Here is a 14410-nt window from a genome sequence, read left to right on the forward strand (position 1 = left end):
ATTATCCCAGGATAAAACCAACTATAACCAAAACCCTAAACCAGACTTTATGCAAAAAAAGCCTTTAGAAAATGAATATGAAAATGAATATGAAAATGAATATGAAAATGAATATGAAAATGATAATAATTATGAAAATGAAAAGAGGGGTATGGGGAGAAAAACAAACCGCTAAAAACGATTTACTGAAGCCGCTTTTTCAGTAAGTGAAATTAATTTGCCAATAGAAAAAATAAGAATTACTTTTGCACCCAGTTTAACTTATTAGAAAAATGAAGCCTAACACACAACAACTAAATGATTTAACGATTCAGGTAAGAAGGGATATCCTTCGTATGGTGCATGCGGTAAACTCGGGACACCCGGGAGGTTCGCTTGGCTGTACTGAATTTATGGTAGCGCTTTACCAGGTTTTAATGGACCGCAAGGAAGGTTTTGACATGGATGGCATTAACGAGGATATCTTTTTCCTTTCAAACGGACACATATCTCCGGTATTCTACAGTGTACTTGCAAGAAGCGGATACTTCCCTGTATCTGAGCTTGCTACATTCCGCCACATTAATTCAAGACTTCAGGGTCACCCTACAACTCACGAAGGTTTACCGGGAGTAAGAATTGCTTCAGGTTCACTTGGGCAGGGGTTATCAGTAGCTGTTGGTGCGGCTCAAACAAAAAAACTTAACGGAGACAGCCATCTTGTATACAGCCTTCACGGTGATGGTGAGCTTCAGGAAGGTCAAAACTGGGAAGCTATCATGTATGCTGCTGCTTACAAAGTAGACAACATTATCGCTACAGTTGACCTTAACGGAAAACAAATTGACGGATCTACTGACGAGGTTTTACCAATGGGTAGCGTTAAGGCTAAGTTTGAAGCTTTTGGATGGGAAGTATTGGAAATTGAAAAAGGAAACGACATCGAGGCTATAATTGCCGGAATGACAGAAGCTAAAGCTAAAACAGGAAACGGAAAACCGGTTTGTGTACTGCTTCATACCGAAATGGGTAACGGTGTAGACTTTATGATGCACACGCACGCATGGCACGGTAAAGCTCCTAACGACGAACAGCTTGAAAAAGCATTCGCTCAAAACCAGGTAACTTTAGGAGATTATTAGTAGTTAGATTTAAAATTGAATGATTTAAAGATTTAAACCGCAACACGCAATTTTAAATTTTTAATCTTTAAATCTTAAATGCAAAGCAAAATGAAAAAATACACAAATACAGGAAATAAAGACACTCGTTCAGGTTTTGGAGCAGGACTTACAGAACTTGGAAAAACTAATGAAAATGTTGTTGCCCTTTGTGCTGACCTTATCGGGTCGCTAAAAATGGACGACTTTAAAGCAAACCACCCTGAGCGTTTCTTTCAGGTAGGTATTGCAGAAGCAAACATGATTGGTATGGCTGCAGGTATGACTATAGGTGGTAAAATTCCTTTTACAGGTACTTTTGCCAACTTCTCTACAGGTAGGGTTTATGACCAAATCCGTCAGTCTGTTGCTTATTCAGATAAAAACGTAAAAATATGTGCTTCTCACGCAGGTTTAACACTGGGTGAAGACGGTGCAACTCACCAGATACTTGAAGATATCGGCTTGATGAAAATGCTTCCGGGCATGACTGTAATCAATACTTGTGACTACAACCAGACTAAAGCAGCTACTATTGCTATTGCTGAACACCACGGACCAGTTTACCTACGTTTCGGTCGTCCGTCTGTTCCTAACTTCACTCCTGAAAACGGAGAGTTTGTTATTGGTAAAGCGGTTTTACTAAATGAAGGTACAGATGTAACTATTGTTGCTACAGGACACCTTGTATGGGAAGCTCTTGTTGCTGCTGAGGCTCTTGAGGCTAAAGGTATCTCTGCAGAGGTTATCAATATCCACACCATTAAGCCACTTGACGAGGAAGCTATCCTTAAATCGGTTGCTAAAACAGGATGTGTAGTTACAGCAGAAGAGCACAACATTCTTGGTGGTCTTGGAGAAAGCGTTGCCCGTACACTTGCTGCAAACAACCCTGCACCACAGGAGTTTGTTGCCGTAAACGACAGCTTTGGTGAATCAGGAACTCCGGCACAGCTTATGGAGAAATACAAACTAAACAACGAAGCTATCGTTGAAGCTGTAGAAAAAGTAATCAGGAGAAAATAATCTTTTCTCACACCATATTAAAATCCCAACCCTTTCGGTTGGGATTTTTTATATTATACAGTAATGAAATTGCAAATGCAAAAGCAACATTAAACAAAAAAAGCCCCACAAATTGCGAGGCTTTTTTATACTTTATCTTTAGTTCCTATTGCTCCGGGAAGCAGGTTGGATCAAGATATATAGGCTCTCCTGAATCTTCACAAACAGGAATATTTTCAAAATCATACAACTCATCGTCAGTTCCCGGAATGGTAATTTCTATTCTTGTAGAAATACCGTCTCCGTCGTCATCAGCATCCTGGAAGTTTGGCGTACCGTCACCATCGCTGTCATAATCATAAACATCAATACTGTCAGGACCTACTTCAAGATACGTAGGGATACCATCGTTATCAGAATCATCCTGTTGCATATCATACAACTTAAAGCTGAAAACAAGCGGACTGTATGAAGGTATACCTACCTGAGAAGAATCGTAGTAACCAAAATCTGAAGGAAGGAACATTACCCCTGCCCCAAAATCGGTAAAGCTTGCAGGGTTAGGGTCGCCTGGTGTATCATTATAAAAACCGGTTTTAAATAGCGGTATAATTTCCTGCCATCCTTCAATCATAACAGGAAGGAATAAAAACTGATCAGGATACGGACTGTAATCAAACTGATAATCATCCATTCTCCAGCCTCTGTAAGCCACTTTTACGCGGTCGTAACGTGTTGGCATCTCGTTACCCCCTTCGTTTAAAACAAGGTAATATAATGTATATTCAACATCATTAAGAGTTACAAGCTTGGTTTGTAACGGATATTCCGTTTGATCCCAAATAGATGTTTGAGGATTATCTGCTGTAATAGAATCTATTTCGACAGTAAAGTTTTCATCTACACTAACAATATAATGAGTATGCAGGTATTCTTCTATTTCAACTTTTTCTGTAGCATATTGTTCAGTATAATCCCTTGGCGGGGCAATACTGGTATCGTCATCTTTTTTACAAGATGCTAAAAAAGCCAAAGACAAAAGGCACAAAGCCTTGAAACATCTCTTCATTTTAATTTTTTTTAATGGGCGCAAGATACAATTTTCATTTATTTTTGTATTGCTTTATAACAATGAATTTAAGGATTTAGTATGAGGATAGATAAATATTTATGGTGCATTCGTTACTATAAAACCCGTAATATAGCTACAGAAGCATGCAAAAAGGGACACATTACCATAAACGGGCAGCCGGCAAAGCCGTCGCGCGATGTTTTTGCTACCGATAAGATTACCGTAAGGAAAGACCAGATAAACTATAAGCTTACCGTTTTAGATATTCCGCCTAACCGTGTGGGTGCTAAACTGGTAGACATATACCGTAAAGACGAAACTCCGGCTGAGGCATTTGAACACCTGGAACTGCTTAAACTGTCTAAAGATTACTATCGTGCCAAAGGAACCGGGCGACCTACCAAAAAAGACCGCCGCGACCTTGACGATTATTCCGATGACATTGATGATGATTTTTTATCGGGTGAAGAAAATGAAATATAGCCCGTAAAGCTTCGTTTTACACAAACACTTTTTATCTTTGAAGAACTAAAACAGCACACATGAAAAACATAATCCTTACACAACAGGAAATAGAACATAAAACCAAACGTATAGCTTACCAGATATATGAGACTTTTGTAGACGAGAAAGAGGTTGTAATAGCAGGTATTGCCACAAACGGTTACATTTTTGCCGAAAAGCTTGCCAAAACCCTTGACACTATTTCCGATCTTAAGATTACCCTGTGTGAAGTAAAAATAAACAAACAAAACCCAATAGAGGCCGTACAAACATCTATTCCGGCTGAAGAGTATACAAACAAGGCTCTTATACTTGTAGACGATGTACTAAATAGCGGTACTACTCTTATTTATGGCGTGAAGCATTTTCTTGATGTTCCGCTTAAAAAGTTTAAGACTGCAGTACTTGTAGACCGTAACCACAAACAGTATCCTGTAAAAGCCGACTTTAAAGGCCTATCGCTTTCCACTTCATTACAGGAACACATACAGGTAGTATTTAACGACAACGAGGCCTACGCTTATCTAAGCTAAAAAAGGCTCATTATCTCATTTACAACATCTTCGGCAGACTTCCCGTCTGTTGACACCACATGCTTTGCCTGGTAGTAAAAGTAACTACGGTCAAACAAATGCTTGGCTACAAACTCCTCCTGCTCCTCTTCGGGCTGTTTATCAAACAAAGGCCTGGGTTTATCATCTTTCCTTAATCTGTTTACCAAAACAGGTATCCCCGCCTTTAAGTATACCGAAACAACATCGTCATTCTTTAAAAACTCATGATTACCGGCATAACACGGCGTTCCTCCCCCTAAGGCCAGTATAAGCTCCTGTTCGTCGCTTAAAACCGCTTTAAGGGCTTCATGTTCCATTTTACGGAATTTTATCTCTCCGTCCTCTTCAAATATCTTCGAAATGCTTTTTTGCGCTTTTTCCTCGATAATTTCATCCAGATCTTTGTAGGGAATTCCAGACGCTTTTGACAATAACTGAGCAATTGTTGACTTTCCCGAGGCCATGTAGCCTAACAGCAAAATTTTTTTCATATAATAAATCCCTATAAATTAAGGCGTTAAATAAATTAATAAAAAAAAACTCAAATTTATGACATTTTCGCTTTGAATTATAAATAATACATGCGTATATTTGCACCCGCATTCAGGGAATGAATAATGACTCGATAGCTCAGTTGGTAGAGCACAACACTTTTAATGTTGGGGTCCTGGGTTCGAGCCCCAGTCGGGTCACTAATAAAGACCAAAGTTATTTATCCCTGAAAGCAATGACTCGATAGCTCAGTTGGTAGAGCACAACACTTTTAATGTTGGGGTCCTGGGTTCGAGCCCCAGTCGGGTCACAAAAAAGTTAAGCGTTCTTTTATGCTTAACTTTTTTTTTGCTCTATACCTAACGGCCATGTGGAGGAATTGGTAGACTCGCCATCTTGAGGGGGTGGTGCCGCAAGGCGTGCTGGTTCGAATCCAGTCATGGTCACAAAAAGACAAAAAAGCCTGAGAATACAGTTTCTCAGGCTTTTTGTTTAATATGCTTTTTTATCGAATTGTATCTGAATCTTTAGCCCTTTCTCCCGATGCATTTTTTAGCCAATCCCTGATTTGCATACAACTATCAGGGCTTTGAGTACAAACATTAAAATATCCTAAGCGAATTTTGCCCTATCAAAATTAATACTATAGTTATGAAAAAAATGAATTTAGGAAGTCAGGGTCTAACTGTGCCAATTATAGGTTTGGGTTGTATGGGTATGACAGGTTTTGAAGATGGAAATATGTATGGAGAGGCAGATGAGCAGGAAGCTATTGCCACCATTCACAGATCACTGGAATTAGGCGGTAATTTCTTAGATACTGCCGATTTGTATGGGCCTTTTAAAAATGAACAGTTAATTGCTAAAGCAATAAACGGCAACAGGGACAAATATATCATTGCATCAAAGTTCGGTTGGGAAATAGATGACAATAACAAAGTAACCTGGGCTATTAACGGTAAGAAAGAGTATGTAAAAAAAGCGGTAGAGCGTTCACTTAAAAACCTCAATACAGATTATATCGACTTGTACTACATGCACCGACTTGATAAAAACACACCTATCGAAGAAACCGTTGAGGCGATGAGCGAACTCGTAAAGGAAGGAAAAGTAGGTTATTTGGGACTATCAGAAGTATCTTCAGAAACTATAAAAAGAGCTCATGCGGTTCACCCCATTACGGCTGTACAAAGTGAATACTCTTTATTTGAGCGCACAACAGAAGAACGTGGTATATTGAACACGCTAAATGAACTTGGAATAGGCTTTGTCGCTTACTCACCATTAGGACGTGGTTTTTTATCAGGACAGATAAGAACTATAGATGACTTACCGGAAAATGATTTCCGCAGGGCTATTCCCCGTTTTCAGGAAGAATATTTTTATAAGAATATTGAGTTGGTTAAGGCAATTGAGAAAATGGCTGAAGAGAAAGAAATAACCTCATCACAGTTGGCACTTGCCTGGATTATGAACAAAGGTATCTTACCTATACCTGGTACTAAACGAAGAAAATACTTAGAGCAAAACATAGCGGCTACCGAAATCGAATTGAATGAAGCAGATATAACTAAACTTGAAAGTATTGTGCCTTTAGGGACTGACACCGGTAATCCATACGATGATTTTAGTATGGGGCTAATTGATTAACACATTGATGCGGTTGCATTTTAAATATGCAACCGCTACTATACTCTTTAAAATGTTTAAATTAGTATTATGAATACAATCAAATCAGTTTCAGAATTTCACCGATTACTCTCTTTGCCGGAGCCACGCCATCCGTTGGTAAGTGTAATTAACCTTGACGAAAGCATATTTCTGGAAGATGATGTATGGAAAGGTTTTGTAAACAGCTTTTATTGTGTTGCCCTCAAAAAGGAAGTAAAGGGTAAAATACGATACGGTCAGCAACATTATGATTACAATAAAGGCGTTCTTAGCTTTACTGCTCCTAATCAGGTTCAGCAATTGGACTTGAACAATGTAGAATGCGGATCAGGCTACCTGCTTATTTTTCATACTGACTTTTTGCTGGCCCATCCACTGGCAAGCAACATTAATAGCTATACCTTTTTCTCTTATGCAGTAAATGAGGCATTGCATCTTTCTGCTGAAGAAGAAGATGACCTTATTACAATATTGAATAAAATTGATAAGGAATGCCAGCATATTGATAAGTATACTCAGGAAATCATCCTATCTCAAATTGAGTTGTTACTCAATTATTCCAATCGATTTTACGAGCGACAGTTTATAACACGCAAAAACCACAATCATCAACTGCTTGCCAAATTTGAACGACTTGTTGATGAGTATTTTGAGAGCAATACAACAACACAGCCTGAATTGTTAACAGTACATCGCATAGCCGAATTAATGAATCTGTCTCCAAACTACCTGAGCGATCTGTTACGCATGCACACAGGACAAAACACACAACAGCATATACATCAACGGTTAATTGAAAAGGCAAAAGAAAAACTCTCAACCACAAATTTATCGGTAAGTGAAATTGCATATGCATTAGGTTTTGAACACGCACAATCGTTCAGTACACTATTTAAGAGGAAAACCAGCTTGTCACCTCTTGAATTCAGGCAGACATTTAACTGATAATAAAAAACAACTAAAAGAAAAACACAAATAAGTAAACCCGTTTTGTAACGGGTTTTATTTTTTAATACCTTTCCTGTCTCTCCAAAACATAGCAGGTTTCGGATTTTATAACCGCTCAATCAGTAAGAAATTTGCAGTATAAGATTCAGAGAAATGGAAACACAAGATCAACTTAATTACGACAGAATTGCAAAAGCTATTGAGTATATAAAGGAAAATTTCAAATCGCAACCCAATTTAGATGAAATTGCGGATAAGGTTCACATAAGCCAGTCGCATTTTCAAAGAATGTTTACGGACTGGGCAGGTACAAGCCCTAAAAAATTCCTGCAGTTTATAAGCATAGAGCATGCAAAAAGAATCCTGAAAGAAGAACAGGCTACATTATTTGACACAGCCTTTGAAACCGGACTTTCAAGTACCAGCAGACTGCATGACCTGTTTATAAACATTGAAGGAATGACCCCTATGGAATACAAGAATGGTGGTAAAAACCTGCAAATCAACTACAGCTTTGCTGAGAGTCCGTTTGGGTCATTAATAGTCGCTTCCACATCAAAAGGTATTTGCTATATGGCTTTTGAAAATAATGAAGAAACGGCATTGAAAAACCTGCATGATAAATTTCCTAACGCTGCATTTCACAGAAAACTGGACTTAATGCAGCAAAATGCATTGTTCATTTTCCAAAACGACTGGAGTAAGCTAAACAAAATAAAACTGCATTTAAAAGGCACTGATTTTCAGTTAAAGGTTTGGGAAAGCCTTTTAAAAATCCCTATGGGTGGTCTTTCTACCTACGGCAGGCTGGCAGAAAACATTGGTAACCCCAATGCATCAAGAGCTGTAGGAACTGCTATTGGGAGCAATCCTGTTGCTTATCTTATCCCCTGCCATCGTGTAATACAATCTACAGGCAACTTTGGAGAGTACATGTGGGGAAGCACCCGAAAAACTGCCATTATAGGTTGGGAAGGAGCCAAAACCCATTCAGAAATCTAACAGTCAGACAAATGCAGGACATCATTCAAAAAATAGAAAGCATAGATTGGAAAAATATTACCGAATCTATGCATCAAAACGGTTATGCTATTATACAAAACTTACTCAATGAAGAACAATGCGATCTGTTAAAAGCCAATTATAACGATTCAAACCTATACCGAAAAACAGTAATAATGGCGCGTTATCGCTTTGGCTTAGGTGAATACAAATATTTCAATTACCCGCTACCGGACATTATTCAAACCGTTAGGGCAACTATTTATCCCTATCTTGCGCCTATTGCCAATGCTTGGTTTAAAGCCCTGAAAATTGACAGGGAATTTCCATCACTGCACGAGGAGCTGCTTAAACAATGTCATGAAAACGGACAGGAAAAAGCTACTGTTCTGATTTTAAAATATGGCAAAGGCGGTTTCAACACCTTACATCAGGACCTGTATGGAGATATTTATTTCCCTATTCAGATTGTTTTTATACTGGATGAACCTGACAGTGATTTCACAGGAGGCGAATTTGTACTCACACAGCAAATACCCCTAGCCCAGTCTAAAGCGATTGTTTTAAAGCCGGGAAAAGGTGATGTATTGATTTTTACCACTAATTTTAAACCTGAAAAAGGCACTAAAGGCTATTACCGGGTTAATATGAAACATGGTGTAAGTGAAGTAAAATGGGGCAACCGACATAGTTTAGGAATAATTTTTCACGATGCGGTAAGTTAATCATGATCCAGCATTCTGAAATATCAAATACGTTGTTAAGGGCCAAAATTAAGGCCGGAGAAATAAGCTTTGGCGGAAATAAAAAGCTTAAAATTTACGGGCGGTTATCCTGCAAATCGGGAAAACGAATGAAACAGGAAAACAGGGTTTTCTTTGGTTCTGAACAGGAGGCCATAAAAAATCAATTCCGTCCCTGCGGGCATTGCATGAAAACAGAATACAAAAAGTGGAAAGATGGACTTATTTAACCAAACTCCCGACAAAGAAAGAAACTGGCTTCCGTATGACGGAACAGTAAATTATTACGGTAGGATAGTAAACAAACAACAGGCAGACTTTTACCTGAAAAGTCTTTTAGAAACTATTGAATGGCGAAATGACGAGGCCGTTATTTTCGGTAAGAAGATAATAACCAAACGAAAAGTAGCCTGGTATGGAGAAAAACCATTTGAGTATACCTATTCAAATACCACAAAACATGCTTTGCCGTGGACGAAAGAATTATTAGAACTAAAACTTTTAGCCGAACAGGAAACAGGAGAAACATTCAACTCATGTTTACTCAATTTGTATCATAACGGTAGCGAGGGAATGGCCTGGCATAGCGATGGTGAGAAGGATTTGAAGAAAAATGGAGCGATAGCTTCTTTGAGTTTTGGAGCAGAAAGAAAATTTGCCTTTAAGCACAAGGTAAGCAAAGAAAAAATAGACTGTTTTTTGGAACATGGCAGTTTATTGGTAATGAAAGACACCACACAAACGCATTGGCTTCATCGATTACCTCCTGTAACAAAAATTACCTCTCCCAGAGTAAATCTCACTTTTAGGACAACTGAAGAGTAAAGAAAATAATTACAAGTTCATTAATGTTCTTGAATCACCGGAAAACGATGAATTCATGCATTCTGAAAACGCACTAAACGTGATGCTAAATATGTTCAGCACTAATAAATAAAAAGTTATTCCATTTAACATTTTTATAAATCTTCAATAAAATGAAGCTTTTTTATCATAAAGACACTTAAAATATTAACATTTTTTTTAACTTTACCACACCCATCAACTTTATTCTATAGATAGAATACACTGTAGCAAAATAAATATACAAGCTTAAATAGAATATATTTAAAGCTTAGATTACTATTGTATTAATAATAAAGTTATTATGGCAAAACCATTTGAATCTGACTTAGTTTTAAATGAGCATATAAAAGAATCTAACTTAAGAGTTTACCACGTTGGCTTTGAAGCTAATAAATTTAGACTCACCCCATTAGTTGAAGTAATTAGAAAAGTTATTCCTGAATTTGCTTTTGGATATCATGCAGGGATGAGTATTCCATATACAGAAGTAATTGAAAGAATAGTTGAGGCAGCTAATACTGTATACTTAACTGATAAATACCAAAAAAGAGGTGAGTTTGGAGAACTTATTCTCCATTTATTATTAAGAGATTTTTGCAATACAATTCCATTAGTATCGAAAATTTATTTCAAAGATGCTCATAATGCAACAGTACATGGTTTTGATGGTATCCATATCACAGATGATGGAAGTACAAAAAAGCTATGGCTTGGAGAATCTAAACTTTATAAAGATGGCATAGAAGGAGTAAAGGAATTAGCAAAAGATGTCTTAAATCACGTAAAAGGTGATTATTTAAAAAAAGAATTTGAACTCATCAGAAGAAAAATACCACAAGAGATACCTGATATTGAATACTGGTTAGATTTAATGCACAAACATAAAAATCTAGATAAAGTTTTCGATAGCATAATAATACCATTAGTATGCACATACTCCAGTCCAATTTTCAAAGATCATAACGATAATACAGAAGAATATTTTGATGCAATAGAAAAAGAATGTAGAGCTCTCTTTGACACTTTCAATAAAAAAGTTGAAACAGAGGTAGATTTACTTTTATTTCTTTTACCAGTACCTGATAAAGATGATTTGAATAATGAATTAGATCAAAAACTAAAATACATGCAAAAAATATGACTTTTAATAATTACGAACAGACTTTAAAATTCATAGAAAACAAAACTAGTTTCAGTTTTGAAGAAAGCTATGCCTTAGCAAGTTTTGCAAATAAATTATATAAAAATCATGAACATGAAGGCCGAGATATTATTATCAGACTACTAGATAAAGAACAAGCATTTAATCTACAATGTAAGCCTTTTTTAAACGATTTAGTCGAATTATATGGATTGTATCCATATGTTGATAACCTTTCCTTAACAGGAAGTGCAGCTCTAAGATATGAAATTCACAAATCACCCTTTCTCGAGAATGTATATTTACATGAAGAGCAACTTACAATTTCAACAGCCCTGCAAAATAATAAAAGTGTTGTATTAAGTGCGCCCACTAGTTTTGGAAAAAGTCTTTTAATTGAAGAAATAATAGCAAGTAAAAAATATCAAAATATTGTTATAATACAACCTACTTTAGCATTACTTGATGAAACAAGAAAAAAGCTTTCGAAATATAATGATAGTTATAAGATAATAGTTTCTACGTCTCAACTCCCATCACAAAATTTAGGAAACTTATTTTTATTTACTGGAGAAAGAGTTGTAGAATACAACATGTTTACAAAAATAGATTTTTTTATCATTGATGAATTTTATAAACTGAGTCTTAAAAGAGAAGACGATAGAGCAATTACTTTAAATTCTGCTTTACATAAACTTTTAAAATTTACCAATAAATTCTACATGTTAGGCCCTATGATAAAGGAAATACCGAATGAATTTAAACAAAGATTTGAATTACTTTGGATACCTTCAGATTTTAGAACTGTGGCTGTTGATGAAATTTCGATGGAAATTTCAGAAAAAATAAAAAGTAGAGAAAAAGAAGAAATAAAAAGAAAAGAATTATTTGAATTATTAAATAAAATTGAGGAGCCTACATTAATTTATTGTTCTTCACCGAAAAAGGCTACGGAATTAGCCATCCAGTTTGTGAAATATATAGAGAACAAAAATAATTTTTCTTCAGAAGAAAAGAATTCATCTACAATTGAATGGTTAAGGGAAAATATTAATAATCAATGGTTCCTAATAGATGGCTTGAAAAAATATATAGCTATTCATCATGGAGCTATTCCAAGACATCTTGGTAGCACTATAGTAGATTTATTTAATCAAGGTAGTATTAAATATCTTTTTTGTACATCAACATTAATTGAAGGTGTAAATACATCAGCAAAAAATGTAATCTTATTCGATAAAAAGAAAGGAACAAAAGATATAGATTTCTTTGACTATAAAAATATTGCTGGGAGAAGCGGAAGAATGAACAATTATTATATTGGTAATGTTTATAGATTTGAAGCAAGACCAACACAATTAGAACTAGATGTAGATATACCAATTTTTTCTCAAGATGATGCCCCATTAGAAATATTAATTAACTTGGATGAAAATGAATTGAAAGAATCCTCAAAAAGTAGACTAGCTCAATTTGATCAATTTGATGATGAGTTTAAGGAGATACTAAAACGAAATTCTTCATTACCCTTAGAAGGTCAAATTAATATTCTAAATGAAATCGAAAGTAATCTTAACAACTATCATGAATTGTTAAATTGGACATATCCAAACTACTATAACTTAAAAACGGTAACAAAACTATGTTGGGATAATTTACTTAAAAAAGGTGATAATAAAGCAGGTATTATGAGCTCAGATCAATTAGCAGTTTTAACACAAAAATATTCAAAATACAAATCTGTTAAAGGTATAATTGAAGAACTAGAAAAAGAAGAATATTGGGTAAATAAATTTGAAGATAAAACTGAAAGAATTAACCATTTATCATATTATGCTTTAAATATAACAAGACATTGGTTTGACTATAAACTCCCCAAATGGATTTCAGTTATAAATGATATCCAACATTATGCTTTTTCAAAAAAAGGACTTGCATATGGTAACTATTCATATTATGCATCACAGTTAGAAAATGGTTTTTTACCTCCTAACTTAGCCGCTCTATTAGAATATGACATACCCCATTCAGCAATTCAAAAAATCCAAAAAGAGTTAAAAATAAAAGATATATCAACTGAAGATTTAATTAATAGCTTTAAAAGAGCTGGTAAAAGACTTGAACAAATTGGATTAATAAAATATGAAATTGATAAAATCAATTCTATAAATTAATACTTACTCATAAAAAAAGCAGCCTATCCAGCTGCTTTTTTCTTTATTACTAATATTTATCAAAATCAGGGAAAGGCAATCCCTTACCTGTTTCACACAGCATTCTAAGGCTTCTTAAGAAAAGTGCCCAGGCATAACTGCAGGCAGCAAATTCCTGAGTATAGTTTTTCCAGTTATCATGATGGAAAACAAGTATGGCGCCTTTTTTATGCGGCTCAAGATCAAAAGTAATGGTTGTACCTATCCATTCTTCCTGTGCTTTAAGGCAAAGCCATTTTACTTTGCTGTAGGCCTTAAGCTCTTCTACTTTCATTTCTTTAAAATAATCAGGTCCAAAGGCAAACCTGGATACGGTTCCTGTTACAGGTTTTGCAATAGTATCGGGTGTCCACCATCCGGCGAGGCCTTCCTGTTTTGTAAGGTTACCGTAAACCGTTTCTACAGGAGTTTCTATAAGCAGCCTGTGATAGATGCTTTTTGAGCCGGTTTCCGAAACCGGATACTTTTCTTCTCCCGTAGCAGTATCCATAGGCGTTGGGCTACCCTTTCCTTTTTCTATCAGGTCCTTTAGGCTTCCCTGAATGTAATGTGTCCATGCATCATTGCAAATCTGGTAACACTCATAATCAGGAACCAGTCCCTCATGAGTAAACTTCACCTGAGTCTTTCCTTCTTTCTCAGTTATCTCAAAAATGATTTTGGTATCTGTCCATTCGGTTTCATCTTCAGTAAATTTAAAGTAGTTGTCCAGCACATGCCAAACCACTTTTTTATCGGGTATCATCTCAATAACCTTCATTCTTGCACGATGAACATCTACATAATGATATAAAAATTCACTGTTTAGTTTATCTGTATCACCGTTTATGTTTTCTGACCACCAGCCACGCACATTATTTATAGCCTTGTAGGCCTGTGACGGAGATGTATCGGTAATTATAGTTGTTGTAAAATCCTGATTATTCATAATTTAAAATTTTTAAAGTTTAATTCTGTTTTTCTATTAAGAAGCTTCATGTCAAAATTACTGACAGATACCCTACATAAAAAGGTGTGAATTAGACATTGTTTCGGGTTGATTTGGACAACTCAATTATATACCTTTGTAATACAGCATTA

The 14410-nt window shown here is 35.9% G+C and carries 16 protein-coding genes and 3 tRNA genes; 16 read left to right on the forward strand and 3 right to left on the reverse strand.

Annotation, left to right across the window (positions count from 1 at the left end; translation table 11 throughout):
* Window positions 1-49: 49 nt before the first annotated feature.
* The 3 genes from FUA48_RS18610 to FUA48_RS16755 all read left to right on the forward strand — a co-directional run bounded on the left by FUA48_RS18610 (window position 50) and on the right by FUA48_RS16755 (window position 2165).
* A complete protein-coding gene (locus FUA48_RS18610; RefSeq protein ID WP_262712738.1) occupies window positions 50-175 on the forward strand; it encodes a hypothetical protein in 126 nt (41 codons plus the stop codon).
* A 97-nt stretch (window positions 176-272) separates the two neighbouring features.
* Entirely contained in the window at window positions 273-1121 is an 849-nt protein-coding gene (locus tag FUA48_RS16750) for a transketolase (RefSeq protein WP_147584607.1), read from the forward strand.
* A gap of 90 nt (window positions 1122-1211) precedes the next feature.
* A complete protein-coding gene (locus FUA48_RS16755) occupies window positions 1212-2165 on the forward strand; it encodes a transketolase family protein (RefSeq protein WP_129752441.1) in 954 nt (317 codons plus the stop codon).
* Between the two features lie 145 nt (window positions 2166-2310).
* Here the strand turns inward: FUA48_RS16755 and FUA48_RS16760 are convergent, their stop codons facing one another.
* Window positions 2311-3213, reverse strand: coding sequence for an FKBP-type peptidyl-prolyl cis-trans isomerase (locus FUA48_RS16760; RefSeq protein WP_147584609.1), 903 nt, complete (start codon window positions 3211-3213; stop codon window positions 2311-2313).
* Between the two features lie 81 nt (window positions 3214-3294).
* Between FUA48_RS16760 and FUA48_RS16765 the strand changes: the two genes are divergently transcribed.
* Together FUA48_RS16765 and FUA48_RS16770 are read left to right on the forward strand one after the other, a co-directional pair.
* Entirely contained in the window at window positions 3295-3699 is a 405-nt protein-coding gene (locus tag FUA48_RS16765; protein ID WP_147584611.1) for an RNA-binding S4 domain-containing protein, read from the forward strand.
* Between the two features lie 59 nt (window positions 3700-3758).
* Complete coding sequence (locus FUA48_RS16770; RefSeq protein WP_147584613.1) at window positions 3759-4253, forward strand: phosphoribosyltransferase family protein; 495 nt, start codon at window positions 3759-3761, stop codon at window positions 4251-4253.
* Here FUA48_RS16770 and FUA48_RS16775 read toward each other — a convergent pair.
* On the reverse strand, window positions 4250-4765 hold the full coding sequence (locus FUA48_RS16775) for a shikimate kinase (RefSeq protein WP_147584614.1): 516 nt from the start codon (window positions 4763-4765) through the stop codon (window positions 4250-4252). The two genes, FUA48_RS16770 and FUA48_RS16775, sit on opposite strands and share 4 nt — an antisense overlap.
* A 128-nt stretch (window positions 4766-4893) precedes the next feature.
* On the opposite strand from FUA48_RS16775, the gene FUA48_RS16780 reads away from it, so the two are divergent.
* The 11 genes from FUA48_RS16780 (at window position 4894) to FUA48_RS16830 (ending at window position 13291) form a co-directional block, all read left to right on the forward strand.
* A tRNA-Lys gene (locus FUA48_RS16780) sits at window positions 4894-4966 on the forward strand.
* A 37-nt stretch (window positions 4967-5003) separates the two neighbouring features.
* Window positions 5004-5076, forward strand: a tRNA-Lys gene (locus FUA48_RS16785).
* Window positions 5077-5130: 54 nt separating this feature from the next.
* Window positions 5131-5212, forward strand: a tRNA-Leu gene (locus FUA48_RS16790).
* A gap of 205 nt (window positions 5213-5417) precedes the next feature.
* Complete coding sequence (locus FUA48_RS16795; protein WP_205729424.1) at window positions 5418-6416, forward strand: aldo/keto reductase; 999 nt, start codon at window positions 5418-5420, stop codon at window positions 6414-6416.
* A gap of 69 nt (window positions 6417-6485) precedes the next feature.
* A complete protein-coding gene (locus FUA48_RS16800; RefSeq protein WP_147584618.1) occupies window positions 6486-7382 on the forward strand; it encodes a helix-turn-helix domain-containing protein in 897 nt (298 codons plus the stop codon).
* Between the two features lie 156 nt (window positions 7383-7538).
* Window positions 7539-8387 (forward strand): bifunctional helix-turn-helix domain-containing protein/methylated-DNA--[protein]-cysteine S-methyltransferase, encoded by an 849-nt coding sequence (locus FUA48_RS16805; protein ID WP_147584620.1) that lies wholly within the window; start codon window positions 7539-7541, stop codon window positions 8385-8387.
* A gap of 11 nt (window positions 8388-8398) precedes the next feature.
* Entirely contained in the window at window positions 8399-9112 is a 714-nt protein-coding gene (locus FUA48_RS16810; protein WP_147584621.1) for a 2OG-Fe(II) oxygenase, read from the forward strand.
* Between the two features lie 2 nt (window positions 9113-9114).
* Window positions 9115-9360: an Ada metal-binding domain-containing protein gene (locus FUA48_RS16815; RefSeq protein ID WP_147584623.1), complete on the forward strand. Its 246-nt coding sequence runs from the start codon at window positions 9115-9117 to the stop codon at window positions 9358-9360.
* Complete coding sequence (locus FUA48_RS16820; RefSeq protein WP_147584625.1) at window positions 9347-9955, forward strand: alpha-ketoglutarate-dependent dioxygenase AlkB family protein; 609 nt, start codon at window positions 9347-9349, stop codon at window positions 9953-9955. The genes FUA48_RS16815 and FUA48_RS16820 overlap by 14 nt, the downstream gene beginning before the upstream one ends.
* A gap of 322 nt (window positions 9956-10277) precedes the next feature.
* On the forward strand, window positions 10278-11117 hold the full coding sequence (locus tag FUA48_RS16825) for a HamA C-terminal domain-containing protein (RefSeq protein WP_147584627.1): 840 nt from the start codon (window positions 10278-10280) through the stop codon (window positions 11115-11117).
* Window positions 11114-13291, forward strand: coding sequence for a helicase-related protein (locus FUA48_RS16830; protein ID WP_147584628.1), 2178 nt, complete (start codon window positions 11114-11116; stop codon window positions 13289-13291). The genes FUA48_RS16825 and FUA48_RS16830 overlap by 4 nt, the downstream gene beginning before the upstream one ends.
* Window positions 13292-13340: 49 nt before the next feature.
* Here FUA48_RS16830 and FUA48_RS16835 read toward each other — a convergent pair whose 3' ends face one another.
* Window positions 13341-14258, reverse strand: coding sequence for an SRPBCC family protein (locus FUA48_RS16835; RefSeq protein WP_147584630.1), 918 nt, complete (start codon window positions 14256-14258; stop codon window positions 13341-13343).
* Window positions 14259-14410: the final 152 nt, after the last annotated feature.

The sequence above is a fragment of the Flavobacterium alkalisoli genome, from assembly GCF_008000935.1.
Taxonomy (GTDB): domain Bacteria; phylum Bacteroidota; class Bacteroidia; order Flavobacteriales; family Flavobacteriaceae; genus Flavobacterium; species Flavobacterium alkalisoli.